Here is a 26,749-nt window from a genome sequence, read left to right on the forward strand (position 1 = left end):
GGGACTTTGCCTCCGGCTTCCTTCAGATTCCACCTCACGATGGACACCCTTGCCTTTGGCTAATGGTTCCCACTGCCAAGCCCATAGCGGACTTTCACCGCCAAGTTACTGCCCATGCCGGGCGCACGAAAAAAGGAACGTGGCACTGCAAACCGCGTTCCTTTTTGATTATTTCAGCATCCTCAGGGCTTCCGCAAGCTTGGGCAAGATCTGCTTCTTCCTTGACACAATTCCCTGAACAAAAAAACCCTGTTGCGGCTCTATATCAAAAGCTACGGCAAGAAGACTCAAATTGGCGCATTGGTACAGCAGATAGGAGCCTTCCTTCAGGATATCCGTTACCATCAGAAGGGTAAGGTAATAATTGTTATGTTGATGAACCCGTTGAATAAAATCGATAAATTGATCCCTTCGATGGAAGACATCTTCTATATCTAAGGTGAATACTTGGCCAATCCCTACTTTTACTCCCTCCAGTTGAAATTCTTTGAAGTCCTTGTAAAATACCTCTTCGATACTGTATCCTTCCAAAGAGGTCCCCGCCTTAAACATCTCCATGGAGAAAACTTCCAAATCCAATTGCAAAGTCTGGTTTAACCCCTCCAAAGCCCTTTTATCCCAAGGGGTGGCGGTGGGAGACTTCAACAGCAGAGTATCGGAAATAATTCCGGAGATCAGCAATCCAGCCATTTCATAGGGAATTTCCACCCTTGCTTCCTGGAACAAATGATAAATAATGGTACACGTACTTCCTACGGGCATATTTCGAAAGCTAATGGGCATAGCCGTGGAGATGTCTCCAATCTTATGATGATCCACAATCTCCAGAATTTCGGCTTCCCCCAGTCCCTCGGCACTTTGGGCATATTCATTGTGATCTACCAGAATGACTTGTTTTTTCCTTGGATTGATAATATGCCTCCTACCGATAAATCCTAAAAACCGCTGCCCATGATCTACCACAGGAAAATTTCTGAAGGTTGTATGGATCATTTCATCCTTCACTTCTTCCAAATATTCCTCCTCATGGAACTGGACAATTCCCTGGGTTTTCATGATGGAAGAAATAAAATTACATTGATTGATCAACTTTGACGTAGTAAACGTATCCGTAGGCACAGCGATCATATTTACATTCTTGGCCCTTGCCATATGCAAATACCTGGCAGGCAATTCTTTGTCTCCTGTGACGATAATCAATTTCACACCTGCCTCAATGGCCTCCTCGATGATCATATATCGATCCCCCACGATAATAATATCATCTTTGCTCAAAGTGCCGCGAATACTCTCATAATAAAAGGCCATCACCTTAATCCTGCCCCTGATCTCTTGGTACCCGTCCACAAGGATTTTTCCCTTTAAATCCCGGACAATATTCTCCATGGAGGTGTCCAGATGATAAAAGTCCCCTTGAATCAAACCCATGGCAATATCCTTCATGGTCACGATTCCTGCCAATCTCTCCTCTTCATCCACAATCGGCAGGGTTTTCAGATTTTTTTCCTCCATCTGCCGATAGGCATGCAAGATGGACGCCTTTGGTGAAATTCCTTCTACCTTATCATAATTTAGATCTTTGAGCTGTATTTTGACATTTTTGATAAGGCTGGGTAGCTGTACCCCAAAATATCCCAGTACAAATTTTGATTCCTTATTCAAGTTTCCAAGAATACAGGGAATTGTGTCGTACCCCAGCTGATTTTTCAAATAGGAAAAGGCAATGGCTGAAGCAACAGAATCCGTATCAGGATTTTTATGTCCGAATATCAAAATCGACATGAGCATTCTCCTTTATCTTTGCATTGAAAAACTAACGGCAAAACTAGATTTATATTATATGCCTACAGGCAGCCATGGGCCGGCATTGTCTTTATCTTATTGTATCATAGATTGGAGTTTGCATACCTTATTTTGCATCTTATGAAAAAAAAAACAGATCATCCTATTTGCTTAAGATTCTTTCGGAATAAAGTACAGATTTGTTAAATGCTTTTGATGTCAATATCTATTTTCGCATATTACAAATATTATTTTGATATCACGATATTTTCGTGTTATGATAATCGTGGAAACATTCCATTTCCCGAGCTGTCATAAAAGGCCATAAAAATGTTGAGACCACTCTGGAAACTTATGCCCATCTTTATATGGGGAGGTTGCTGAAAAATTAGACGCCCTTAACGAGTCTCTGGAGGATGAGAAATTGTCCGAAGAAATCTCGGAACTTGAGAAAAAATCGAAAATCTTGAATAATGTTGCCATTCTGCTGCCACAAACAAAAATTAAAGCCTGCAAACCCTTGATTTTATTAGGTTTATAGGCTTTTACTTTGCTATTCCCACTCTGTGATTAAGTCTTTTTCTTAAATTTAATGTGCTGATTTTATTGCATTTCACACCATTATTATTTCTATTTTCAATGAAAAAGCAGGTTTCATAAAATATGTGTACGATTTGTGTACGCTTGTTTTCACTCATTTTTATATTTCCTGCGGCATCAATTATATCATTTTATAATCTTTGTTAAATCCATTCTTGAATTTATAATTCGGTGAATTTCAATCGTTTCTTCTAACACAACATAGAATATTAAGTATTTATCAACTACCATCCTTCGGTATCGAAAGCCCATCACATCAACTGGGTATTCCTCATACATAAATGGAAATTCTTTCAAAGCATTAATTTTTTCAATAATTCTATCATATTGTTTTAAAGCTGTGCTTGGGTAGAATTGTGACAAATAATCAATCATATCACCCAAATCAACCTTTGCAGCAGGAAGCATTTTAATTTTATATTTTTTCAATGAGTTTCTCCCTCATTTCTTTTGAAACTTCATCAAAATCATATCTTATATCTGTTGATTTTGCTTCCAATGCAGCTTCTTTTAATTTTTCAAAAATCAAAATATCCAGCTTAAGCTTCTCATAAGCTTCCATGCTCATTACAACCATATCCCCATAACCATTCTTGGTCAAGAATACAGGTTCGGCAGTTTCATGGACTATCCTTGAAATATCGGCAAAATTATTTCTCAAATCTGATACAGGTCTAATATGTGGCATACATTTATCACCCCTTTATTAGCTTAGCATAATTTTATCATAATTATGCTAAACCATCAATGAAGTATAAAACCAATCCCCTAAGCCTTTTAATATGTAAGGCTCAGGGGATTTTTTTATTCCCATTCTGTGATTATGTCTTTTTCAATATTTTCACCTATTGATTTTACTGCATTTCACGCCTTTATTTTTTCTATTTTCATTGAAAAAATCAGGCTTCAAAAATTTTGCGTATCATTTTCGTATCACTTTTTCACTCATTTATTATATTTTCTGTGGTGTCAGATATATCATTTTATAATCTTTGTTAAATCCATTTTAGCATATACAACCCTATGAATTTCAACAACCCGTTCCTTAACTACATAGAAAACAGCATAATTCTTGACTGGTAAAAGCCTATATTCATTTTCCAACTCTTTGATTGGCTGATATACTTTGCACGAATAAGGGAACTGTTCAAGCCTGGATATGGATTCATCCAGGGCATTTAATAAATCCATTGCTGCCTTTGGTGCTTTCAAATGGTCTGCAATATAAGTCGTAATATCAGTTAAATCCTTCCTCGCTAAAGGCAGGTATCTAATTTCATACATTATCAGATTCCATCCTGTCCGAAAGCTTTACCCTTAATTCGTCAAAAACTTCTTTATGAGAATATCTCTTATCGGTTGTTTTGGCTTCCAATTCAGCTTCCTTCAGCTTGAAATATACTTCACTTTCAAACATTTTGCGTTCATAAGCTTCCATACTCATTACAACCATATCCCCATAACCATTCTTGGTCAAGAATACAGGTTCGGCAGTTTCATGGACAACCCTTGAAATATCAGCAAAATTATTTCTCAAATCTGAAACTGGTCTGATATGTGGCATTATATTCACCCCTCAATTAGTTTAGCATAATTTTATCATAATTATGCTAAACTAACAACAAATTTTTGAAAATTACCTTTCAATATCCTTTATATTAAATGGGTCAGTTAAATCTTTACCTTCATACTTTTCAAGAAATTCCAGTAATGCGGTTCTTCTTATTTTCATGCTTCCAAGTTTTAAGGCTGGAAGCAAACCCGCTTTGATTAAACTGTAAATGTAAGCATTATTACATTTAACCAATTCGGCAACTTCTGCAACTGTATATAAAATATCCTGTGATTCAGCATTATAAACCACCGTTACATTTTGCTGCTTTTCACCCAATAGATTATGTCTTTTTAATTCGTTAATGATTGCATCTGCAATCTGCTTTTCATCTATCTTTATTTCCATAATCTTAACCCCTATTCTTTTGAAAATTAACCTTCAATTTCATTATAACAAAAGGGATGCCCTTCAAGAACATCCCCAGCAGTTTATTTTATATCTGCTGCAATCCTATTTAGTTCTTCAATTGTGCTGTACGTGCCTAAAATATCCTTTGGCAAAGCCTTTTGAAGTGCTTCCAGGAATTCATTTGCCTTTTCCATCCCGCCTTCTTCAGAAAAATTGAAGGAATAACTTTCTTCATCACTAACCAACACATTCAGAAGCAGGTCACCTTTATCATTATGGCAAAAGTATATGTTCAAGCTTCACATCCCCCTTCATATTCAACATCAAAGAAGTATATAGGTATTTCTTCAGGTTGGATATTCAACAGTTCAGCAGCCTTTTCTATCTCTGATTGTGTGAAGTCTGTTGCACTTTTTAACCTGGAATTGATTCTTTGCTTGGTCATGCCCATAAGCTTCCCAAAGGCTTCCTTACTGCCATACATGACATTGATTCTTTGTTCCAACTTCTCATGATTGAAAATAATAAACATTTTTATTCCCCCATTCATCTTATAAGTAAAATTCAACTTCATCCTTCAGCTTGATGGTTTCCCAACCAAGGTACTTCCTTAAAACGTTCATAGCATCAATTAAGGCTTTGACTTCATCATAAAAAGGATTTTCACTAAGTTTTTTATAATTGCCTGTCCTATGTTCTTCCAGGAAGCAATCCAACAAGGCTTCATAATGTGGTCTTATTGCATCAAGTACATGGTCTATGGTAATCACCTTCATTTCCACATATTTTTTAATATTTCAAAGAACAATCTATGTAATGGGAAGCATTGCAATACTTCCTCTTGGCGGGTTCCCGCTACCCCACAAAGGGGTTTCGACTTGTACCCAGCAAGTCATCATCAGGCGGGTTTATTTTGCACGACAGAATTCAATTGTAATTAACTTTTGGTCACCTATATCATAGGTTTTCAATGTAGAAATGCTGTCCGAATAAACAAATTCAGTATAAGCATTCATCACTGGTGCAACATCTTCTATAGTTGCGTTAAACAACTTTTTCAGTGTAGAAATTGCAATTCCAATATCCCATGTTTGAAATCTAATAAGAGAACTTGAAACTCTTACTTCTATTGACTTCATAATAAACACCTAACCTTTCATAGTTATTATTTAACCTTACAAGGTTATTTTATCACCCTTCAAAGTATTTGTAAAGATATTTTTTGACTTTTTAAGGTTAATTTTTAATTCTCTATTGATATTATTTGCCTTTTCATGGTAAAATCTTTATGAAAGGATGTGATAAAATTGATTACCTGCAATATTAGAATTTTAATGGCAAAACACAAGATAGATGATATTCAGGAACTGATAAACCGTTCAGGATTAAGCAGAAATGCAATCAACAGGCTTTATAAGGGAACTAATGCTGAAATTGAAGCTACCAGCCTAAAAACCCTTATAACGCTTTGCAAGGTTTTTAACTGTAAGCTTTCTGACTTATTGGAATATACACCTGATTCACCTGAAGAATAATAAAAAAAAAGCACTTGGAATTCAATCCAGGTGCTAATTTTTGTATGCTATGCCCTTACAGCTTGCCCATATTAAGCCCAAAACATCAAGGTAAGGTATTTATATTACCCATGGTAAAAAAGCCCTTCAGAAGCCAAATAAAGAAGCACCTGCCATTAAATCAGCGGGTGCTTTAATAAACAATACCTTCTATATCATAGGTTGGTATTTTACCAATATCTCCAATAGCTTCAATTGTTGGGATTGAACCATCATCAAAGAAAACCGATTCAAGAACACTGCAAGCTGCTAACAAACTATTTTCAGGCGGGTAGTATGTTCCACCAATTGCAGGGCATTTTTTCAGCTTTATAATAAAATCATTTTGTGCTTCTTGGTTAAATTCTCCATCAACTTCAATAATCGGGAATCCATCTTTCAGGAAACATTCAACTTCTCTTTCAACACCAAGATATTTACCTTTAGCAATTATTTTGGGCATGGGTTCACCCCGTTTTCTTAAATAGTCACTTTTCATATATTCTTCAAATTCCTTTTTCAGTTCTTCAGGTGCATCATCTGTCAAATGCCAGTTGTCACATTCCATAATAAAATAAGGGGAATCTATAAAGCTTGGTCTTGGTTGTGACATATTATTTCACCGTTCCTTTGAAAATTAACTTTCAAAAAATATTATAACATATTATTTCAAATATTTGGATATAAAATACCCTTGAAGCACATAAAGCAATTCAAAGGTATGTTGATAAAGATGAAAAGGAGTATACACAAATGATTATACCTTAAATAAAAGGATATAGTTATTACCGACATCCTTTTATATTCCAAATTCAAAAATCAGGAGTTCCCATTTTAGGATTGTGGTATCATTCGCATAAACGAAAAAAAGCCCAAGGGATAGCCAAAATAAAGGCTGTTCCTTGGGCATTTATCATTATTATAGATGCACACCTTCAGCGGCAACCTGCATTGCTTCATATAGTCCTTCAGCAAGGTAATCAATTATGCCATCAAGGTCAGTATCTTTGCTTACATTGTTGGTTATGCCGCCCATTTCAATCTTGATTTCGGCAGTTGTAAAGCGGTTTATTACTTCCTGTTCTGCCAAGTCACGCATATATTCAAGGGTTTCTTCACTCATTTCCATAGAATTAGCCATCTTTGCTGTATTAGCTGCTGTATCAGCTAAATTTTTCATTGCTTCAGCGTTATTGAATATGGATAAAAAGTCATTATCTTGCGCCGCCTTGGCAGCATTTGCCGCTTGTGCTGCACTTATTTCAGCTTGTCTTTTAGCGGCTGCATCCCATGCATCTGACTTCATCCTTTCAAGTGCTGCATCCCTTGCAGCCATACCAGCTTCAAGTTGATTCCTGTAATTCTGAAGGTCGGCTTCCCTTGCTCTTTTAGCTGCATCATTTTCCATTTGTGCAGTTGTTCCAAAGGTTACTTCCTGGATTGCACTAATGGACACCCCTGGAATCTTATTCAGCAGGTTAATGAAATTATTGATGATTCCAATTGCACCATTGACCATGTTTTGAAGGATAGTCAGTACATTGGCTTTCATATCACCCATGAAATTCTGAATTCCAACACTTGCTGTCATAATTCCAAACTTCAGCTTATCCCATAAATCAAGAACCCAATAAACACCTGTAAAGAATCCAATTTTTACCCAATCCCAGGCTGTCAGGATTCCATTCATGCAAATTTTCCATGCTATTTCAAGCCCTCCAACTGACTGAACCCATCTGTAAATAGCAGCAATTACAACCCCAACTGCAAGTGCTATCCAAAATAATGGATTACTCATTAAGGTTGTAAAGAAAGCTTTGGCAGCCCCTGTTGCAATCCATGTTGCAACAGTTTGTATTCCAAGTCCAACTGCATAAGCACCAACAGCAGCAGTAAGCCCCCAAAATATTGGTTCAAGGGTTGACCAGTTGTCATATATCCATTGCGCCCCTCTACCAATACCCTGAAGCACTGGTTCAAAGGTCTGAAGTAAGGTATTTCCAACAACTGTTCCAATCTGTCCAATAGTCATTGGCATTTCAGCAAACTTGGCATTGGTTTCATCAGCAGAAGCAAACATTGCATTTTTGATAATGTCAGCAGTAATTAAGCCTTCAGCGGACATATCTTTTAATTCGCCAACTGATTTCCCCATGTATTCAGCAATGGATTGTGCAAGAAGCGGCGCATTTTCCATAATGCTTCTGAATTCATCACCTTGTAATTTACCTGCCGCCATTGCCTGTGTAAGCTGGTACATTGCCGCTGTCTGTTCTTGAATACTTGCCCCGCCAATAGCAAAGTTCTTGTTCATAAGTTCAGTAAATGCAACTATTTCAGCATTGCTTGAAAAAGCATCTTTTGCCATAATTCCAAGCTTGGAAACAGCGGCGGCAGTGTCCATATAAGCAACCCTTGAAGCATTTGCTGATTCCAGTATCATATTTTGAAGTTCTTCAGTAGTTTGAAGTCCATCATTCATTAAATCAAGCCTTGCATTTGTAGAAGTCATGGAATCTGTCAATTCAATAATCTTTTTAGCGCCAAAGGCAGCACCAATTGACATTGTCACACTTTTCAATTTACCCAATAAACCATCAGCAGCCCCTTGACCATTACGAATATCATTATTGAATTGCTGTTGTGCCTGGTTTGCTTCTCTTATTTGTTGTTCAATCTCATTAAAAGCCAATTCTGCCCTGTTTAATTCTGTCCTTGCTGCTTGAATACTTGCAGTATCAATTGCATTACCTGAAGCAGTCTGAAGTGCTTCAAAACTTGATATTGTCATATTCAAAGCATTGGTTATACTTCTTAATCCTGGTGTCATACCATCATGAATCTGAATAGCTGTTCTTATTGTTGCCATTTATAATTCACCCCTTTCTATTTTCCTTCGTTTTTGCTCTAATTTGAGCATTTCCATATACAATATTTGCCACTTATCTTTGTTTGGAATTCGTTTTGCATTGGAAAGTTCATTTTTAATTTGACGATTAGATTTATTCATAATTCTACAAAACCCATCTTTATAAACTTCAAAAAGCTTATGTTCCTTGTTTAAAAGAATAATTCCTGTATCAAGCAGTTGCCCAACTTCTTCATCAACTGGAACAGTATCATCAGGAACATAGTTAATTTCACTTATGAATGGAAGGAAGCTGAACTTTACCGCCCACAAATGTTTATTGATTACTTCAATATTTTGGTTCACTTTGTTTTCACCCCTTTCTAACAGCATTGTTTGAGAATTTTATATAGTAAATCATCAACGATTTCCATTCTTTCAAGAACCGTATCAGGTGAAGCAAATTTATTTATTTTATCCCTGTCATGTTCCAGTGAACTTAACACTTTCCACTGATATTTTTTCATCAATGCTTTACCTTCTTCACTATTTCTTATTTTTTTAAGTGCACCGAATTCAATTTGTTGAACATACTGATGTGATACATTGAACTTTTTACCTATTTGTTCAATTGATTGTGGTTTCCCCTCTAATCCATAATGCAAAATAAGAACTTCCCTGCCAGTAATACCATTTTTCAGCTTGAAGGTTAAATAATTGACATCCATAAAACTAAAATCTTCACCATTGAATTCTGTTTCTTTACCAAATACTGAATCAAGCACTTCATATAGGTCTTGCCTTAATATTTCATTGTCAATTTCTTCATCAACTTCTAAAAAAGGCTGTTCTGAACTTTCATCTGCAAGTAATTCTTCAAGGTTTCTATCATCATCTTCTGACACAACGTTATTAAGACTGTGCATTATTATCCAGTCACTCGTTGAATCACTTTTTTTAACCCTGGAAATATTTCTGTTTATGAAATTAAGCATTCTACCTTTAATTACTTCACCAGCATAAGCTGATAATTTAACGGGTTCTTCAGTATTAAACCTGTATTTTTCAACTGCTTTTATAAAAGCAATCCAACCTTCTTGTTCTAAGTCATCAAAATCAAGTAATGCTTTACTTGCAACACCACAATATTTGTTGGCAAAATACTTGACCAGCCCTTTATTTTTCTGTATCAGTTCATCTAAAGCAGAATAATTGCCTTCTTGATATGCTTTTACAAGTTCTTCATTAGTCAAGTAATTCACCCCCTTCAGCGACTATCTAAACATAGCCATGATGCTAAGTTCAGGATACAGAATCATTGATAACTTCAGCAAAGCTTTCTTCTTATTCCTTCTAACTGTTGTAACATCAATATTTAAAGCATCAGCTATTTCATTTCTTGTCTTATCCTCAATATAGGAATTGTAAAAAATAGTGAAGCACCTTTCACCAACCATTTCATAAAGCTTTTTAAAAGCTTCATTCATGCCCTTTACAAATATCGCTACTTCACGTTTCTTATTAGCTGGTACTGAAGCATCATTCAGCATAATTAAGCTTTGCTTGAACCATATAATGTCACTGAAAATGGATGAAATAACTTGTTCCTCATATTCATTAAGCAAATGTGCTTTTCTTAAATCATTTAAAAGGGTTTCCGCTGCCTGTTTTACTATCTGCTTGACTTCAAATAAATCTAATGTTTCCACCAATAACAACCACCCCCTGAAAACAAATAGCTGCACCAATGCTGAAGGGGAGTCCACCACCAGTGCAGCTTTTAAATCCATCAAATAGCTTTTCTTTCAAGCAGTGCAGCCCCATCACAAGCCCTTGCAAGATAGTAAGAACGAGTAACATAATCGCCTTCATGCCTGTCCAGTATATATTCAAGGCTGTTGTTTTCTGCACTGGTTGCCTTGACTTCATTCAGATAATCAACCAAACAGTCAATATACTGGTTGTAAGCTGTCTTTAAAGCAAGTTCTTTTTCACTCATATCAAATTTCACCGCCTTTCAAATTAAGCTTCCAAAGCATTTGCTAATTCATGAATAGTATCAACTTTGGAATTGAATATTTCCATTTTTATTCCTGATTTCATATCCTCTTTTGAATCAAATAAGCTGCCAGCCAATGATTCAACTTCATCCAGGTTATTAAGCATTGCTGTATAATCCATTACTTTTCCAAAGGTCTTTTGGAATGGATATTGGAAATGAGAACTTAAAATGTCTTTAAATCCTTCACCTTTACCATCAGCCCTTGTAATCCCCCTTGTTTCAGGAAATATACCTTCAACAACTTGCTTGAACAACTGCATTGTTTGCATATCATTTTTAAAGGGTTCAAGCATTTCAGATAACTGCTTATCAGTAAGGGATTTACCAATTGTTTCAATGAATTTCAAAGCATTAGAAACTTGAATCTGATAATCAGCAGGCTTTGCTTCAGGTTCACCAATAATGGCTTTCCTTTCTTCAGTAATAATTTCTTTTAACTGCTTGTTAAACATCGTATCAATAGCCTTTAAGCCTTGTTCCTTTTCCTGTTTAAGCTGTTTTATAATTTCAGCCTTATATTTATCTGTATAGATGGTTGACTGTTGTAAATCGTTAATCTGTTCATCAATTTTGGCATATTCCTTCCTTGCTTCCCTTTGCATTTCAAATAATTTCTGCACCCTGTTTTTAATCTCTGTTTTCATGTTTATTTACCAACCTTTCTTTGTTTATAATTTTTGAAGCATAATTTTCAATTCTTCAGTGGTAAGCCCTTCAAAAGGGTTATTATCCAATTGCCCTGATATTTCAACCTTATCCTTAAACATTCCCAAGTGCCTTCCAAGCAGTTCCAAAGCCTTCAATTTGTCATGAAGTTTAAAAGATATTCCATTGTTGGTTTCTTTGATTTCAGCAATAGCTGAAAGCTTATCTTGCTGGATGCTGTCAGTGTCAAAGAATTCAACATGGTTATTTTCGATTTTTAAGTAATCAGTAATAATTGAAAAGCCAATCTTACCAAGTTCATGAACAACCATATCCTGTGTTATTCCTGTTCTTCTCGACCGTTCATCCATCATTTTTTCAATTCTTCTTTGGATGTAGGGTTTTGTAAGGTTTTCATTAGCAATAAACCTTGCTGTTTTAGGGGAATACCCTGCCCTGATTGCCGCCTGTGTTGCGTTCAGGTCAATCAGATATTCTTCACAAAACCTTCTTTGTTTCGCTGTCAGCTTTGCCATTTTATCCACCTGCCTTTCTTTTTAAGGTGTCCGATATGTCCGAATACTAACTTTTTAATCCAAGTCAGCCAGCACCTGGTTCAACAATGCTTTTAAATCCTCATTACCTTTGAAGCCATTCAAATCCAGGGTTACTGTTTTACCCATGCGAACTTCATCATTCATATCCTTCCATTTGGGTTTTGAAACCTGAAGCCTTTTAGCTTCCTTGTAGTACCTGAATTCCCCTTTTTCTGTAATAACAGTTACTGGTGTTTCCATCTCATAATACTTTGCCATTTTCATCTTCCTTTCTTTTAATCAACTTCATCAAACCAACCATCATAAATCATGTTCCTGGTGTCCGTTCTGCAATTTTCCCAAGTAAACTGTGGAAAACCTGCTTTTATAAAAGCACTATCAATTTTCATGACAATGTTATTTGGTATTGGTGAACCTTTTAGTAAATAATCTTCAATGAATCCAAGGTCATCTTCAGATAAAACATTCAGCATCTGACCAACTGCAATTTGATTATTTGGCGGCAGCTTGTCCAGGAAATCAACAAATATTGACATGCTTACACCCCCATAGAACAAAGCTGCAATTTCTTCATCCAATACCTTTCTTGCCATTCCTTCACCTTTTCAGGATGTTCAGAACGATATTTCCGCTGGTATTCATTCAGCTTATCTCTGTTTTCTTGTTGATACTTTTTTAAGTATTCTTGACGGCTTTTTGTTCTGTCATCCAATGAATTCACCCCCTAAAAGCATACTTTGCCATAAGATAATTTTACCATTTTGTGACGTTATGTTCATCAATATAACACTATATTTAGTATGTTTCTAAAAAATAAGACACTATATATAGTGTCTTTAGTGTTTTTCTATGATTTTGTAAATTGTTCCCCTGCTCAATCCATACTTTGCAGCCAAATCAGAAACTTCCATTCCAGCAGCATAATCTTTTCTGATAAGATTGTTCCGCTTCTTCCTGTCATGATATTTTTCATTAAAATTCTTGGGTATGTATATGTTTTTACCTGGAAGATGATTGACCAATTCCTGAAAAGCAGCTTCACCAACAACTTTCTTCAGCTTTTCTATTGAAACCACATTTGACATTATTTACACCATCCTTCCAAGTCAATATAATAAGCATCCTGCTTAATTTTAATAATCTTGGTTTGACCAGTTTCTTTGTCCTGGTATGCAAGAATTCTATTTGGAATATTGCTGCAATTATTGGAACACCTTGACTTTATCAACTTGCCTTTTTTAATTTCATCCTTATGAACTGCTTCAAACTGCTGACAATGTGGACAACAAATATAATAATAACCATTACTGCTTTTGCCTACTGGTTTAACAATATATCTACCATCAACCCTTTTGCTTCTTTCATCAATATAGAAGGTCAATCGGTATTTTCTATCTATTCTTTCAAAGCCTAAAATGCTTTTACAATTCAATCCTTCATCAGCCAATTCAATAACCTTTTTCAAACTTAATGTACTCATTTAAACCACCCTTTCTTAATATTTAGGGGTTACGCTTCTACGGTTTTGACCGTAGATATATATAATATTTATTTTTTTTATATATAAATTTTTTATATAATTTTTTTTTATATATTTAATATAAGAAATTTATTTTAACCGTAGACAACCGTAACCGCCTTGATATTTCAGTAATTTCAACCGTAGAATAAACTGTAACCAACCGTAGAATAAACCGTAACTATCAATCATTGCTAATAAATATTCTTGTTGATTTCCCATTTACTTTTGTAACCTTTATTCTAAAGTTGAGATGTCTATTTATTTGTTTAGAAAATTCAATATTGCTTACTGCTTGAAATCCATTCTTAGTGCAATAAGTACAATAATGTTCATAAACCTTGCTTGTAGGCTCATTTTCAATCTGAAATTCTTCAATATTACACTCTTGAATAAATCCAAGAACCGGATTGTTTGTCACTTCATATTCATCCAGTTCTTTTTCAACTTTTTCAGATTTTGTATAAGCTTTGTTTTTCAAAACCCTTTTTAAACCTTCAATCCCAAGAAGAATCATATATTCAACACATTCTTGTTCTCTTAATTCATACTTGATACCAGGTGTATAATCAGGGTCATCATTACTGAATCGTGCATCAAACGGAATTATAACCAACCTTCTTAATATTGCACCAGTATCCCTTCCTTTCCCCATTCTTGGGATGTTATTTGCTGAAAACAGTAATTTTGCATAGTTTTCATATTCAAATGGGTCTTTCCCTTTTCGTTCAACACTAACCCTTTCACCAGTAACCAACTTCTTGAATACCGCTGCATTGGCAATAAATTCATCACCTATATCATCACCTATGTTTGCAAGCTTCCCAAACAATTCAGCAGTTTTGAATCTATCACCCAATTCTTTAAGGTCAAGGGATGCAATATTTTCATCTCCAAGCATTGTTTTCACCATATCCAGGAAGGTTGATTTTCCATTATTTTTTTCACCAAGAAGGATGAAAGCTTTTCCACCTGCAAGAGTATTTGAACGGTACATAACCGCACCTAAAATTTCTTCCAATAACTTTCTAATGTTGCCATCATTACAGGCAATCTTATTTAAGGTTTTATCAACCAATTCAGAATAAGCAGCAGGGTTGTAATCCCAATTGATTTTATTGGTGATGATAATGTCAGGTGAAAATGGCACAAATGAATCATCCCTGATGTTATAAACCCCATTCCTGAAAGCAATTAAATTGGCTTCTGAAGTTGGTGTATTTTCAATTATCAAGTCATCTAAATATGACATTACTTCATTTCTTTTTGCCCTGCTCAATTGTGGAATATGTGTCAACATTGTATTATTGATTAGTTTGTCATTTGAAACATAAACACCATCTTTATATATGTGAAGCTGATTATTTATCTTGATGATGTGGTTATTGTTCTTGATATAGGTTGCAAACTTATCAAACAAGAATGTTGTTCCTTTGAAGAAAATTGGCTTCTTGAAAGCATCATCCCGCAGCACTACATCAAGTTCAGAATCCTTCAATGGAACTTTCAAAACATAGCTGTTTATCAACCTGATTGTTTCCCTTGCTTCTTCAACTGTAAAGTCAGCAGATTGAAGTGTCAGGATGTAATTAAATAAAGCTTGGTTTCTACCATCCCCAGCTTCCATATCAAGAAATTCAAAGCTGGTTCTAACAGGGGTCATCCATTTGGGAAGTTCCTGAATTTTATCTTCAGGGGTGTCATAAAGAATTTCCCTGTTTTTGTTGTTGAACTTCAGGATTGAATATGAATTTCTGATTCCAAGCTTAATGTCAGCAGTCAAACCAATTGCAAGCTTACATTTGGTTTTGTTGGTTGTCACACCCTTATTCTTAAACAGAAAGTGCTTCCCCCTGCTTGTTTTGTAAACTCTGCATTTCAACTTTAATGCCTTGACTATCTTGAATATAACTTCACTTGATTCAAAGTCATCAATATCAATCAGGATGGTTTCATCCCCAAGGATGCCCGCAAATTCAGGAAGTGATTGAACCTGTTCAATTGAATAAAGTTCTTCTGTTGATTTTCCTTTGAACTTAATTAAACATTGTTTTTCCTTTGTTGGAACATAACCTTTGAACAGTTGCATTGACAATCACCACCTTCCTCACATTTTATTTTCATTTTAAATGACCACCTTTTCTTCAAAAAATCGTTTGCTGATTTTACCTGCCACAACAATTTTCCCTTGCTTTTTCAGTTCCTCATTTAAGCTTCTAATAATCCTATAAGCGGTTGTTTCTGAAACCCCAAGAATTTCAGCAACATCAGCGGCTTTATAAAATTTAGATTCCTGTTTAATGACTTGATTATTTGCCATAGGTTACACCCCTTTCAGCGTTTCTTATCAAGCTTATAATTTCTCTTTTTTCATCTTCAGGAATTTCTTTTCTAAGCTTCCGACTTAAAGTAAATTCTGATATATGAAGCAGTTCGGCAAGCTGCCATTGCTTCATATTGGCTTTTTTTAATGCTTCCCTGATTTCATTGTTCTTCATAATTTCACCCCTTTTAAGTAGTTGTTGACTTTGTTGTTGTTGTTGCTTATAATCAAATTATAACAACTATTTAGTTTTTATCTACTAACAAGTATGTTTTAACTGTTAGTTATAAATTGTTGTTAGTTATAAAACATAAAAGAAGGTGATTCAGTGGCAAGAAAAAAGGTTGTTATCAACCCAATAGTTGGTGAAAGAATCAAGAAGCTGCGGAAGGAAAAGAAAATCAGCCAAACTGAATTGGCTCAAAAGCTTAATTATGAAACTGGAAATACAGTCTTATATTGGGAAAATGGTAGAAGTTCTGTTCCTGCTGACATCCTTGACCAATTAGCAGATATATTTGAAGTTTCAATTTATTACTTACTTGGGAAAACAGATACCAAAATCAACTGGGCAAAGTATGACGAAGAACACCAAGAAATATTATCGGCAATAGAAAAAGCCAATCAATTTGAAGATTACCTCAAATCAATTGGCTTTGGGATTGAAGTTAAACCACATGGAGAAAGTGCAATTTACATCCTTTCAAGAAATGAAAAAAGTATTGAAATCAGTGCTGAAGCTTTTGAAGCATTTCAAGAATCAATTGAAAACTATATTCAGTTTGAGTTTTTCAAACTGAATGAAAGAAAGGAATGATATAATGCCTGTTTACAAAGATGAAAAACGTGGTACTTGGTACTGCAAATTCAATTACAAAGATTGGACTGGTGCGAATAAACAGAAAATGCAACGTGGTTTTAAAACTCAAAAAGAAGCTAAAGCATTTGAAAGGGAATTCCTTAGTAAAGCACATGCTTCCTGTGATATGACTTTTGGAAGCCTGGTAGAACTGTATATGGAAGATTGCCAAAGCAGATTAAAACCAACAACACTTGAAAACAAAAAGTATGTGATTGACCTGAAGGTTCTTCCTTACTTTAAAGATATGCCGCTTAACTCTATTACCCCAACAACCGTTAGAAAATGGCAGAATGAATTGATTTCACATGAAAACAATTATAGCCAAACATACCTGAAAACAGTTAATAACCAGCTTTCAGCTATCTTCAATTTTGCAATGAAATATTACAAGCTTCCTTCAAATCCTGCCAGGATATGCGGAAGCATGGGAAAGAAAAATGCGGATTCAATGAAGTTTTGGACTGTGGAAGAATTTAGTAAATTTATTACTGCTGTGGAAGATAAGCCAGTTTCAAAAGTCGCATTTGAACTGCTGTTTTGGACAGGAATGCGGTCAGGTGAATTATTAGCACTGACATTAAATGATTTTGACTTTGAAGCCTTAACAGTAAGTATTAACAAGAATTATGCAAGAATGGGTGACCAGGATTTAATACTTGAACCCAAGACACCCAAAAGCAAAAGAGTTGTCACAATCCCACCTTCCTTGGGTACACTGGTTCAGGAATACGCATCCAAGCTTTATGATTATGAACCTGATGAAAGACTGTTCCAAGTAACAAAATATTATCTTCATCATGAAATGGATAGGGGTTGCAAGAAATCAAAAGTTAAGAAAATAAGAATCCATGACTTGCGGCATTCCCATGCATCATTATTAATTGAAATGGGTTTTTCACCGCTGCTTATAAGTGAACGTCTTGGGCATGAAAATATTGAAACTACCCTTCAAACTTATTCCCACCTTTATCCGAATAAGCAAAGTGAAGTAGCTGATAAATTACAAAAGCTGATACAAAAAGATATAAATGATACTACTGGAAAATAGGAAATGTATCATTTGCGTATCACAAGTAAAATTTTAATCCTCTAAACCCTTTATTATCAAGGCTTAGAGGATTTTCTTTTACTATTCCCATTCAATGGTTGAAGGGGGCTTGGAAGTTATGTCGTAGACAATACGATTTACATTGTCCACCTCATTGACAATGCGATTGGAAATTCTCTCTAAAACCTCATAGGGAATTCTTGCCCAGTCAGCCGTCATTCCATCGGAGCTGGTCACAGCACGGATGGCTACCGTATGGCTGTAAGTTCTCTCATCGCCCATGACGCCGACACTGCGAATATTGGGCAGGGCCGTAAAGTACTGCCATATTTCACGATGAAGTCCCCCTTTTCTGATTTCCTCCCTCAAAATAGCATCGGATTCCCTCACGATATGGAGTTTTTCTTCCGTAATTTCTCCCAATACTCTGATGGCAAGGCCCGGTCCTGGGAATGGCTGTCTCCATACAATTTCCTCAGGAATACCCAATTCCTCCCCAACCTTTCTTACCTCATCCTTAAAAAGCTGTCTTAGTGGTTCTATCAAAGCAAATTCCATATCCTCCGGCAAACCGCCTACATTGTGATGACTCTTAATAACAGCCGCCGTATCGGTACCGCTTTCAATCACATCGGGATATACGGTACCCTGTACAAGAAAATCCATTTTTCCAAGCTTATCCGATTCTTCTTCAAATACCCGAATAAATTCTTCTCCGATAATTTTCCGCTTCGCCTCCGGGTCTATCACACCTTTTAACTTCCCTAAAAATCTATCCGCTACATTTACTCGAACCAAGTTCATATGAAATTTTTCCTTAAAGGTTTTTTCAACCTGATCCCCTTCATCCTTTCTTAATAGGCCGTGATCTACAAAAATACAAGTCAACTGATCCCCCACGGCTCTATGAACAAGGACAGCTGCCACCGAAGAATCCACGCCACCAGAAAGGGCACAGAGAACCTTCTTATCTCCCACTTTTTCTTTGATTTCTTGGATCGTCTTTTCTACAAAATCATGCATGTTCCAGTCACCGGAGCATTTGCACACCTCGTATAGGAAATTGCGGATCATCTCTTTTCCCTTTTCGCTGTGCTCCACCTCCGGATGGAACTGTACGGCATACAATTTCTTTTCACTGTTTTTCATGGCCGCCACGGGGCAATTATCTGTGAAAGCCGTAATTTCAAACCCTTGGGGCGCCACCTCAATGAAATCCGTATGGCTCATCCAGCACTTGGAATGATCGGGAATATCATGGAAAATGCCTTCCCTGTCTTGGATATGCAACTCTACCCTTCCATACTCTCTGGAAGAAGCTCTGTTTACTTTCCCGCCAAACATTTGGGCCATTAATTGCCCCCCATAGCAGATCCCCAAGATGGGAATCCCCAGCTCAAAAATCTCCCGGTCACAGGCAGGGGCATTTTCTCCATATACGCTGGCCGGCCCGCCTGTAAAAATAATGCCCTTGGGATTCTTCTCCTTAATCTTCTCTATCGGCGTATGATAAGGTACTACTTCACAATATACATTTTGTTCCCTTACCCTTCTTGCAATCAACTGGTTATATTGACCGCCAAAATCAATAATTAAGACTAATTCTTGTGGGTTCATAATTGTCCTCCTTTTATGAGATCCGGTAAACTATTCACTGACACTATAGTTTGGTGCTTCCTTCGTAATGCTGATATCATGGGGATGACTTTCCCTTAAGCCTGCTGCCGTAATTTTTATAAATTTTCCGTTTTCCTTCAAATCCTTGATGGTAGGTGTACCGCAGTATCCCATCCCTGCCTTTAATCCGCCAACCATTTGATATACAATATCCTTTAATGCACCCCGATATGGCACCTTTCCTTCTACACCCTCCGGAACAAACTTCTTTTCATTCTCCTGGAAGTATCTGTCCTTGCTGCCGCAAGCCATGGCGCCCATGGAGCCCATCCCTCTGTAAACCTTGAAACTTCTTCCCTTGTAAATCACCATTTCTCCGGGGCTTTCTTCTGTACCCGCAAACAGCGATCCGATCATGCATACATCGGCCCCTGCACCAATGGCCTTTGCAATATCGCCCGAATATTTAATGCCGCCGTCTGCAATGATAGGAATATCATATTTTTTTGCAGCCTGGGCACAATCATAGATGGCTGTAATCTGGGGAACGCCTATGCCGGCCACAACCCTCGTAGTACAGATAGACCCGGGTCCGATGCCCACTTTGACCGCATCTGCCCCTGCCTTGATGAGATCTTCCGTTGCCTCTGCCGTCGCCACATTTCCTGCAATGACCTGCAAATCAGGATAGATGGATTTTACCCGTTTTACTGCATCCAGAACCCCTTGAGAATGCCCATGGGCCGTATCGACGACAATAACGTCAACCCCTGCTTTTACCAGCGCAGCCGTTCTCTCTAGCATATCTCCCGTAACACCGATGGCTGCTCCCACCAAAAGTCTTCCTTTTTCATCCTTGGCTGAATTTGGATATTGTATGGCCTTTTCAATATCCTTGATCGTAATGAGCCCTTTGAGATACCCTTCATCATCAACGATGGGAAGCTTTTCGATTTTTCTGCTCTTTAAGATTTTCTCTGCTTCCTCCATAGAGATGCCCTCTTTGGCAGTTACAAGATTCTCTTTGGTCATTACCTCTTCAATTCTTTTGTTCATATCATTTTCAAATCGAATATCCCTATTTGTAAGGATACCCACCAGTTTTTTATTTTTGTCCGTAATGGGTACACCGGAAATATGGTATCTTTCCATCAATTCCAGAGCATCCCCGATCACATGCTCCGGAGACAAATAAAAGGGATCAACAATGACACCGTGCTCGCTTCGTTTTACCTTGTCCACTTCTAGGGCTTGTCTTTCTATGGACATATTTTTATGGATAATTCCAATACCACCTTCCCTGGCAATGGCGATGGCCAGCCTTGCCTCCGTTACCGTATCCATTCCTGCGCTCATCAGTGGAATGTTGAGCTTAATTTTTTTCGTCAATCTTGTCCGTACATCCACATCCCTCGGCAAAACACTGGATTTTTGTGGGATCAAAAGCACATCATCAAAGGTTAACCCTTCTTTTATTAATTTCCCTTCCATCTCGACCCTTCCTTTCTTCTTTATCTACCCTTAACGTACCCAACTCCACATAAAAACATTACATCCGCTTTCCAAGAATTGCATCTGCAGCAGAACCCTCCCATAAAATCTTTACATAAAAGATTACACTGCATGGGGGAAATGATAAAAAAATCCGTATAATAATTCGAGTGAAATTATTACACGGATCCTTTAAAAAGCCGCAAAACATCCTGCATAATTCCACTCATAGTCAGACAATTTACGGTTGTCCGGTAGAGACATTCGGGCCATATTCCCGAACATATATGAGGGCTTATTCTATATATTTTTCTATATAACGTATCAAATATAAAAAAACTTGTCAATAGACATGAAGGCAAAATAATATATTCGAAATTTTCTACATACTTTCAATATATTTTTTCATGGCATAGTGGATGTCTTCATAAACTTTTTTCAAAGGAAGGTGGAAATTTTCTGCAATCTCCTTGCAGTCTTCGTATTCGGGAGCGTACTTTAAAATCTTCCCTCCCAGAAAGCCTACCTTCATTCCCACCACCCCATATTTTGTGCGTATCCGCAATACCTTTCGCTCTAAAACACTGCGCTCTACCGCATATCGCCTGATCCCCAAGGTGGTAGTCTCCATAAAAATAAATTGCTCCAGTTCCTCTCTTTTGTCTTCCTCACACAATACAGACAAAAGAATCCCGGGTCTGTTTTTCTTCATGATGACAGGTACCATGAATATATCCAGGGCACCCGCCTCCAGTCCTTTCTCCATTACATACCCATAGAACTCCGGGTTCATGTCGTCTATATTGCACTCCAACATCACAAGACTATTTTTTTCGTTTTTTTTTCCCCAAGACATACCCTTAGTACATTGGGAATCTCTAGATCCTTTTTCCCCAAGCCATAACCGATTTTATGAATCTCCATGGCAGGAATGTCTCCGAATCCGTCGCTGAAAGCCTTTACAATGGCGGCTCCCGTGGGCGTAACAAGCTCTGTCTCAATTCCTTTGTTGTAAACAGGCACTCCCTTCAAGATTTCAAGGGTAGCCGGTGCCGGCACAGGAAAAACCCCATGGGCACAATGTACAAAGCCTGTGCCCACATGAAGGGGTGATGCATATACCTCATCTACCTCCAGAAGATCCATGCAAATGGCTGTCCCTACAATATCTACAATGGAATCCATAGCTCCTACCTCATGAAAATGAACTTCCTCCAAGGGTTTTCCATGAATCTTAGCCTCTGCCTCCGCCACCAACCTGAAGATTTTTTTGCTCATTACCTTCACATGATCCTTTAGTTCGCTTTCATCAATGATCCTCTCCACATCATGAAGATTTCTGTGATCATGATGGTGGTGATCCTCGTCATCATGGTGATGATGGGTCAAAATTACATGAAAATCTGTTCCGGTGATCCCCTTTTTCGTGGATTTTTTGATTTCCAGCTTGTAGCCATCTACTTGCAGCTTTTTCATTTCATTCAAAAACTGTTCTTGATCGATGCCCAAATCAAGAAGGGCGCCGACGGTCATATCTCCGCTGATTCCCGAAAAACAATCAAAAAATAATATCCTTTGCATGCCGAATTCCTCCAAATTTTCTTTTGTATGCAAATAAAATTCAATAAAGATTTTTTTATAAAAATACAATTCCTTACGTAAAAGTTTATCCCAATCTGGAAGTTTATTCAAGCCTATTTTTCCCAAAATCGAAATGCCTTTGCCTAAGCAGCCTCCCTAGACAGGTCAAATCAAAAAGAGATAGCGCCTTGGGTCGCTACCCCTTGAAACAACAGCATACTCTTCCATCTCCATATCTGCCACATCATATCTATGCAAGCTATAGACTGGGCTATTGCCGGTATGATCTGTAACTTGATCATCCATTATGATGAAATACAGCTTATTTTTTTAAACTTATAAATAAAGAATCGAAATCTTAGAGAGAATCTTTATTGCCTAATTTGTCTATTTTATTGACAAGGATTTGCATGGATTCGGCAATTTGTTTATTGGACGTGGCCAGGATATGGAATAAATAAACCATATAGATTATAATACCCAAATTCACCAAAACAAAAAGACCGCTCACCATGGGAAGTCCATAACGGAAAAAATTCATATAGCTATCAACTCCTTTCTTTATTTATATCATACCATTTTCATAATTTTTCGTACATACATACAAAAGAAATTCTGGATGAATTTGGTACACAAAATTTATCCCGCCAGGGTCAAAAATGGAGGAATTTTCTATATGGAGGCCGTAAAAACAATAACAGAATTTATTAACCCCAAACAAAGAAGGAATCCTATTTTCCTAGGACTCCTTCTTTGTTTTTTTCTATTTCAGCTTCAGCAATAACTCCCCTGTCTTTACCTGCTGTCCTTCTTTTACTGCAATAGACTCCACAATCCCCGCAACAGACGCCGTTACGTTTGTTTCCATTTTCATGGCTTCAATCACCACCAATATTTGATTCTCTTTTATTTCCTCTCCCACATTGACAAGAACTTTTGCTACGGTTCCCGGAATACTGGCGCCGATTTCTTTGCTATTGGAAGGGTCTGCCAGTGTGACGGGTTTGGATTCCCGTCTTACGTTGCTTGCCTTATCAAATACATTAATCTCCCGCCGGTTTCCGTTTACTTCAAATACCACCCGTCGGTAGCCGTCATGGTCAACCCTTCCGATTTCCACCAGCTTCACAATTAGGACTTTTCCTTCTGCAATTTCTACCTCACAGGTTTCACCCTCATACAGGCCATGGAAGAAGACGTCACTGCCCATACGGCTCAAATCCCCGTATTCATTCACATACTTCAAATATTCTTCAAACACCTTAGGATACAGGGCATAAGAAAGGACATCTTTTTGGGTCGGATGCATATGAAATTTTTTCTTCAAATAGATTTCAATCTTTTCAAAGTCTTCCGGCTCCAACAATTCACCGGGTCTGCAGGTAATCGGTTTTTCCCCTTTTAAGACCACCTTCTGCAGCTCCTCCGGGAATCCTCCCATGGGTTGCCCCATCAATCCTTTAAAATAATCTACTACAGAATCGGGAAATGCCATGTCCTTTGCTTTTTCACAGATATTTTCCGGGGTCAGCTCATTTTGCACCATGAAGATGGCCAAATCTCCCACTACCTTGGATGTGGGCGTTACTTTTACGATATCCCCCAGCATCTCATTGGCCTTCTTATACATTTCCTTTACTTCATTGAATCGATGGCCTAAACCAAAGCTTTCCACTTGAGGCTTGAGATTGGAATATTGACCTCCCGGAATTTCATACTTATAAATTTCTGTGGTTCCGGACTTTAATCCCGATTCAAATTGCTCATAAACAGGTCGTACGGCAGCCCAATAATCTGAAAGTTTTTGTACATCATCCAGATCAATCCCCGTATCCCTTTCTGTGTTTTCCAAGGCTGCAACCACAGAGTTGAGGGCGGGCTGGCTAGTCAGGCCCGACAGGCTGTTGATAGCCGTATCCACGATATCCACGCCGGCCTCGGCTGCCATAAGAATCGTTGCAACACCGTTTCCGCTGGTGTCATGGGTATGCAGATGAATGGGTATGGATATTTCCTCTTTTAAGGCCTTCATCAGCTTAGCTGCCGCATAGGGCTTCAATAAACTGGACATATCCTTGATTCCCAAAATATGGGCACCCATGTTTTCAATTTCTTTCGCCATCTTCACATAGTAATCCAGGGTGTACTTCTCCTTGCGACTATCCAAAATATCCCCCGTATAGCATAGACATACTTCTGCAATTTTTCCGTTCTTTAACACTTCATCCAGGGCCACTTCCATTCCCTTCAGCCAGTTCAGGGAATCAAAGATTCGGAAGACATCGATGCCGCTGGCTGCCGATTCCTGAATAAAGGATCGGATGATATTATCGGGATAGTTTCGATACCCTACGGCATTGGAACCCCTTAGAAGCATCTGGAATAATAGATTGGGTATTTTCTTTCTCAACTCCTCCAATCGAATCCAAGGAGATTCCTTTAAAAATCTGTAAGCCACATCAAAGGTAGCCCCTCCCCACATTTCCAGAGAGAATAAATCCTTTGCCAAAATGGAAGTATCCTTGGCAATCTTGAGCATATCCCTTGTTCTCATCCTGGTAGCCATGAGGGACTGGTGAGCGTCCCGCATGGTCGTATCGGTCAGCAGCAATTTTTTCTGGCTTTTGATCCATTCCACAACCCCTTCCGGGCCCCTCTCCTCCAACAACTGCTTTGTACCCCTTAATTCTGCGGGCAGCTCTACCTTGGGAACTACCGGCACGTCAAAATCCCGTTTGATTCCTTTTGTTTCATTGACTACCTTTTCTCCAATAAATTTGAGTACTCGCAACTCTTTGTCTGCCTTGGGCGTGATTTGGAAAAGCTCCGGATGGTCTGCCAAAAATCCCGTATCACACTGGCCTTTTAAGAAGGTTTCGTGATTCAATACATTGATTAAAAATGCTGCGTTAGTCTTGACTCCGCCTACGGTAAGCTCCTTGATGGAACGGATGGCCTTTCTGGCGGCGTCCTCAAAGGTCCTGGACCAGGAGATAGTTTTTACCAGCAGGCTGTCATAGTAGGGACTGATGACCGCTCCCGTATACCCGTTGCCCCCATCCAACCGGATGCCAAAGCCCGATCCCGTTCTGTATACATCAATTCTCCCCGTATCCGGTGAAAACTGGTTGGAAGGATCCTCTGTGGTCACCCTGCATTGGATGGCATATCCCCTGGGCTTGATATCTTCTTGGGAATAAATCCCTATTTCCGGTGAATGCAGAGGATATCCTTCGGCAATCAGAATCTGGCTTTGGACAATATCAATGCCTGTTACCATTTCCGTTACGGTATGTTCCACCTGTATTCTGGGATTCATCTCAATAAAGTAGTGATTGCCATGCATATCTACCAAAAATTCTACAGTACCTGCACTTCTATAGTTGACTGCCCTTGCAATCTTGAGGGCATCATTGCAGATCTCCTGTCTCTTCTCTTCCGGAACAGAGAAGGCCGGCGTAAACTCTACCACTTTTTGATGTCTTCTCTGGATGGAACAGTCCCTCTCATACAGATGGACCACATTGCCGTACCGATCTCCCAAGATCTGTACTTCGATGTGCTTTGGCTTTTCAATATATTTTTCGATGAATATATCGTCAATACCAAAGGCCTTCTTTGCCTCATTTTTTGCACTATGGAATTCTCTCGCCAGGTCTTCCTCCCTTCTGACAATGCGCATTCCTCGACCACCGCCTCCAGCAGCAGCCTTCAACATCATAGGATATCCCCATTGTCTGGCAAAGGCAATGGCTTCCTCTTCAGAAAGTACGGCTTTGTCAACACCGGGAATAATCGGGACCCCGCATTCCTTAGCCACAATCTTGGAATTAATCTTATCGCCTACCTTTTCCATCATGGTATAGTGAGGTCCGATAAATACAATTCCCGATTCCTCACACTTTCTTGCAAATTCAGGATTTTCTGACAAAAATCCATAACCGGGATGGATAGCGTCTACCCCTTTTTTTAAAGCCAGATTGATGATTTCATCAATACTCAAATATGCTTCAATAGGCCCTTTATTTTTTCCTATAAGATAAGACTCGTCGGCCTTGGTTCTGAACAAAGCACACTGGTCTTCCTTGGAATAAATGGCCACGGTTCTGATTCCAAGCTCATGGCAGGCCCGAAAAATCCGGATGGCAATCTCTCCACGGTTTGCCACCAACACTCTTTTAAATTTCATTGGCATTGGTCGTTGCATCCTACTCTCCCCTATTCTTTGTGATATCAGTAAACATTTCCTTTTAAAATTTAAATGTATATTTGTATATTTGCATGCTGTATGTGTATAT

General features: G+C 38.0%; 33 protein-coding genes, 1 pseudogene and 1 riboswitch. Of the genes and pseudogenes, 3 read left to right on the forward strand and 31 right to left on the reverse strand.

The genetic code is table 11. From position 1 onward, the window contains the following. Positions 1–168: 168 nt before the first annotated feature. The 10 genes from AN619_RS07815 to AN619_RS07860 form a co-directional block, all read right to left on the reverse strand. A complete protein-coding gene (locus tag AN619_RS07815; protein WP_068556174.1) occupies positions 169–1,782 on the reverse strand; it encodes a putative manganese-dependent inorganic diphosphatase in 1,614 nt (537 codons plus the stop codon). A gap of 726 nt (positions 1,783–2,508) precedes the next feature. Continuing rightward, positions 2,509–2,811, reverse strand: coding sequence for a type II toxin-antitoxin system RelE/ParE family toxin (locus AN619_RS07820; RefSeq protein WP_242867354.1), 303 nt, complete (start codon positions 2,809–2,811; stop codon positions 2,509–2,511). Next, the gene (locus AN619_RS07825; RefSeq protein ID WP_068556175.1) at positions 2,798–3,070 is read right to left on the reverse strand and encodes a type II toxin-antitoxin system Phd/YefM family antitoxin; all 273 of its coding nucleotides are present in this window, start codon (positions 3,068–3,070) and stop codon (positions 2,798–2,800) included. The genes AN619_RS07820 and AN619_RS07825 overlap by 14 nt, the downstream gene beginning before the upstream one ends. Before the next feature lie 290 nt (positions 3,071–3,360). Next, positions 3,361–3,666, reverse strand: a complete 306-nt coding sequence (locus AN619_RS07830) for a type II toxin-antitoxin system RelE/ParE family toxin (RefSeq protein WP_068556176.1) — start codon at positions 3,664–3,666, stop codon at positions 3,361–3,363. Continuing rightward, on the reverse strand, positions 3,659–3,946 hold the full coding sequence (locus AN619_RS07835; RefSeq protein WP_068556177.1) for a type II toxin-antitoxin system Phd/YefM family antitoxin: 288 nt from the start codon (positions 3,944–3,946) through the stop codon (positions 3,659–3,661). The genes AN619_RS07830 and AN619_RS07835 overlap by 8 nt, the downstream gene beginning before the upstream one ends. Positions 3,947–4,018: 72 nt before the next feature. Continuing rightward, positions 4,019–4,342, reverse strand: a complete 324-nt coding sequence (locus AN619_RS07840; RefSeq protein ID WP_083525040.1) for a helix-turn-helix domain-containing protein — start codon at positions 4,340–4,342, stop codon at positions 4,019–4,021. An 83-nt stretch (positions 4,343–4,425) separates the two neighbouring features. After that, positions 4,426–4,641, reverse strand: coding sequence for a hypothetical protein (locus AN619_RS07845; RefSeq protein WP_068556178.1), 216 nt, complete (start codon positions 4,639–4,641; stop codon positions 4,426–4,428). Next, complete coding sequence (locus AN619_RS07850; protein WP_068556179.1) at positions 4,638–4,877, reverse strand: DUF739 family protein; 240 nt, start codon at positions 4,875–4,877, stop codon at positions 4,638–4,640. The genes AN619_RS07845 and AN619_RS07850 overlap by 4 nt, the downstream gene beginning before the upstream one ends. Positions 4,878–4,896: 19 nt before the next feature. Then, positions 4,897–5,115, reverse strand: coding sequence for a hypothetical protein (locus tag AN619_RS07855; protein ID WP_068556180.1), 219 nt, complete (start codon positions 5,113–5,115; stop codon positions 4,897–4,899). Positions 5,116–5,253: 138 nt separating this feature from the next. Next, positions 5,254–5,484, reverse strand: coding sequence for a hypothetical protein (locus tag AN619_RS07860; RefSeq protein ID WP_068556181.1), 231 nt, complete (start codon positions 5,482–5,484; stop codon positions 5,254–5,256). 168 nt (positions 5,485–5,652) lie between these two features. Here AN619_RS07860 and AN619_RS07865 point away from each other — a divergent pair, with 168 nt between their 5' ends. After that, positions 5,653–5,880: a helix-turn-helix domain-containing protein gene (locus tag AN619_RS07865; protein ID WP_068556182.1), complete on the forward strand. Its 228-nt coding sequence runs from the start codon at positions 5,653–5,655 to the stop codon at positions 5,878–5,880. A 172-nt stretch (positions 5,881–6,052) separates the two neighbouring features. Here AN619_RS07865 and AN619_RS07870 read toward each other — a convergent pair whose 3' ends face one another. From AN619_RS07870 to AN619_RS07940, 16 genes are all read right to left on the reverse strand, one after another. After that, positions 6,053–6,511 (reverse strand): hypothetical protein, encoded by a 459-nt coding sequence (locus AN619_RS07870; protein ID WP_068556183.1) that lies wholly within the window; start codon positions 6,509–6,511, stop codon positions 6,053–6,055. 306 nt (positions 6,512–6,817) lie between these two features. Further along, complete coding sequence (locus tag AN619_RS07875) at positions 6,818–8,767, reverse strand: tape measure protein (RefSeq protein ID WP_068556184.1); 1,950 nt, start codon at positions 8,765–8,767, stop codon at positions 6,818–6,820. Next, positions 8,768–9,112, reverse strand: a complete 345-nt coding sequence (locus AN619_RS07880; RefSeq protein WP_068556185.1) for a hypothetical protein — start codon at positions 9,110–9,112, stop codon at positions 8,768–8,770. It lies immediately after the preceding gene. A 17-nt stretch (positions 9,113–9,129) separates the two neighbouring features. Continuing rightward, the gene (locus tag AN619_RS07885; protein ID WP_068556186.1) at positions 9,130–9,999 is read right to left on the reverse strand and encodes a sigma-70 family RNA polymerase sigma factor; all 870 of its coding nucleotides are present in this window, start codon (positions 9,997–9,999) and stop codon (positions 9,130–9,132) included. A 21-nt stretch (positions 10,000–10,020) separates the two neighbouring features. Further along, entirely contained in the window at positions 10,021–10,536 is a 516-nt protein-coding gene (locus tag AN619_RS07890) for a sigma-70 RNA polymerase sigma factor region 4 domain-containing protein (protein ID WP_068556187.1), read from the reverse strand. Further along, positions 10,536–10,745 carry a hypothetical protein gene (locus AN619_RS07895; RefSeq protein ID WP_068556188.1) on the reverse strand — a complete coding sequence of 70 codons (210 nt, stop codon included), beginning with the start codon at positions 10,743–10,745 and terminating at the stop codon, positions 10,536–10,538. Before AN619_RS07895 ends, AN619_RS07890 begins: the two co-directional genes overlap by 1 nt. A gap of 23 nt (positions 10,746–10,768) precedes the next feature. Continuing rightward, positions 10,769–11,452, reverse strand: a complete 684-nt coding sequence (locus AN619_RS07900) for a hypothetical protein (protein WP_068556189.1) — start codon at positions 11,450–11,452, stop codon at positions 10,769–10,771. A gap of 24 nt (positions 11,453–11,476) precedes the next feature. Next, on the reverse strand, positions 11,477–11,989 hold the full coding sequence (locus tag AN619_RS07905) for a terminase small subunit (RefSeq protein WP_068556190.1): 513 nt from the start codon (positions 11,987–11,989) through the stop codon (positions 11,477–11,479). Between the two features lie 54 nt (positions 11,990–12,043). Next, positions 12,044–12,268, reverse strand: coding sequence for a hypothetical protein (locus AN619_RS07910; protein WP_068556191.1), 225 nt, complete (start codon positions 12,266–12,268; stop codon positions 12,044–12,046). A 17-nt stretch (positions 12,269–12,285) separates the two neighbouring features. Beyond that, on the reverse strand, positions 12,286–12,546 hold the full coding sequence (locus tag AN619_RS07915; protein WP_068556192.1) for a hypothetical protein: 261 nt from the start codon (positions 12,544–12,546) through the stop codon (positions 12,286–12,288). A 2-nt stretch (positions 12,547–12,548) separates the two neighbouring features. Beyond that, positions 12,549–12,722, reverse strand: coding sequence for a hypothetical protein (locus AN619_RS15915; protein ID WP_157064955.1), 174 nt, complete (start codon positions 12,720–12,722; stop codon positions 12,549–12,551). Positions 12,723–12,846: 124 nt separating this feature from the next. After that, positions 12,847–13,095, reverse strand: a complete 249-nt coding sequence (locus AN619_RS07920) for a Mor transcription activator family protein (protein ID WP_068556193.1) — start codon at positions 13,093–13,095, stop codon at positions 12,847–12,849. Beyond that, positions 13,095–13,490: a hypothetical protein gene (locus AN619_RS07925; RefSeq protein ID WP_068556194.1), complete on the reverse strand. Its 396-nt coding sequence runs from the start codon at positions 13,488–13,490 to the stop codon at positions 13,095–13,097. The genes AN619_RS07920 and AN619_RS07925 overlap by 1 nt, the downstream gene beginning before the upstream one ends. 223 nt (positions 13,491–13,713) lie before the next feature. Beyond that, positions 13,714–15,618, reverse strand: a complete 1,905-nt coding sequence (locus AN619_RS07930; RefSeq protein WP_068556195.1) for a DNA primase family protein — start codon at positions 15,616–15,618, stop codon at positions 13,714–13,716. 36 nt (positions 15,619–15,654) lie between these two features. Beyond that, the gene (locus AN619_RS07935) at positions 15,655–15,849 is read right to left on the reverse strand and encodes a helix-turn-helix domain-containing protein (protein ID WP_068556196.1); all 195 of its coding nucleotides are present in this window, start codon (positions 15,847–15,849) and stop codon (positions 15,655–15,657) included. Continuing rightward, positions 15,839–16,027, reverse strand: a complete 189-nt coding sequence (locus AN619_RS07940) for a hypothetical protein (RefSeq protein ID WP_068556197.1) — start codon at positions 16,025–16,027, stop codon at positions 15,839–15,841. The genes AN619_RS07935 and AN619_RS07940 overlap by 11 nt, the downstream gene beginning before the upstream one ends. A 153-nt stretch (positions 16,028–16,180) precedes the next feature. Here AN619_RS07940 and AN619_RS07945 point away from each other — a divergent pair, with 153 nt between their 5' ends. Together AN619_RS07945 and AN619_RS07950 are read left to right on the forward strand one after the other, a co-directional pair. Continuing rightward, positions 16,181–16,669: a helix-turn-helix domain-containing protein gene (locus tag AN619_RS07945; protein WP_068556198.1), complete on the forward strand. Its 489-nt coding sequence runs from the start codon at positions 16,181–16,183 to the stop codon at positions 16,667–16,669. Between the two features lie 4 nt (positions 16,670–16,673). Then, positions 16,674–17,762 carry a site-specific integrase gene (locus AN619_RS07950; protein ID WP_068556199.1) on the forward strand — a complete coding sequence of 363 codons (1,089 nt, stop codon included), beginning with the start codon at positions 16,674–16,676 and terminating at the stop codon, positions 17,760–17,762. Between the two features lie 81 nt (positions 17,763–17,843). Here AN619_RS07950 and guaA read toward each other — a convergent pair whose 3' ends face one another. The 5 genes and pseudogenes from guaA to AN619_RS07975 all read right to left on the reverse strand — a co-directional run bounded on the left by guaA (position 17,844) and on the right by AN619_RS07975 (position 26,646). Further along, positions 17,844–19,379, reverse strand: coding sequence for a glutamine-hydrolyzing GMP synthase (gene guaA / locus AN619_RS07955; RefSeq protein ID WP_068556200.1), 1,536 nt, complete (start codon positions 19,377–19,379; stop codon positions 17,844–17,846). Between the two features lie 30 nt (positions 19,380–19,409). Further along, a complete protein-coding gene (gene guaB, locus AN619_RS07960) occupies positions 19,410–20,870 on the reverse strand; it encodes an IMP dehydrogenase (RefSeq protein ID WP_068556201.1) in 1,461 nt (486 codons plus the stop codon). Between the two features lie 209 nt (positions 20,871–21,079). Then, positions 21,080–21,181, reverse strand: a riboswitch (purine riboswitch). 71 nt (positions 21,182–21,252) lie between these two features. Beyond that, positions 21,253–22,451: pseudogene (gene larC / locus AN619_RS16685) on the reverse strand (nickel pincer cofactor biosynthesis protein LarC). 358 nt (positions 22,452–22,809) lie between these two features. Next, positions 22,810–22,992, reverse strand: a complete 183-nt coding sequence (locus AN619_RS07970) for a hypothetical protein (RefSeq protein ID WP_068556202.1) — start codon at positions 22,990–22,992, stop codon at positions 22,810–22,812. 222 nt (positions 22,993–23,214) lie between these two features. After that, positions 23,215–26,646, reverse strand: coding sequence for a pyruvate carboxylase (locus tag AN619_RS07975; RefSeq protein WP_068556203.1), 3,432 nt, complete (start codon positions 26,644–26,646; stop codon positions 23,215–23,217). Between the last annotated feature and the right edge of the window lie 103 nt (positions 26,647–26,749).

Origin of the sequence: Thermotalea metallivorans (genome assembly GCF_001562415.1) — a bacterium.
In the GTDB taxonomy this organism is placed as follows: Bacteria; Bacillota; Clostridia; order Peptostreptococcales; family Thermotaleaceae; genus Thermotalea; species Thermotalea metallivorans.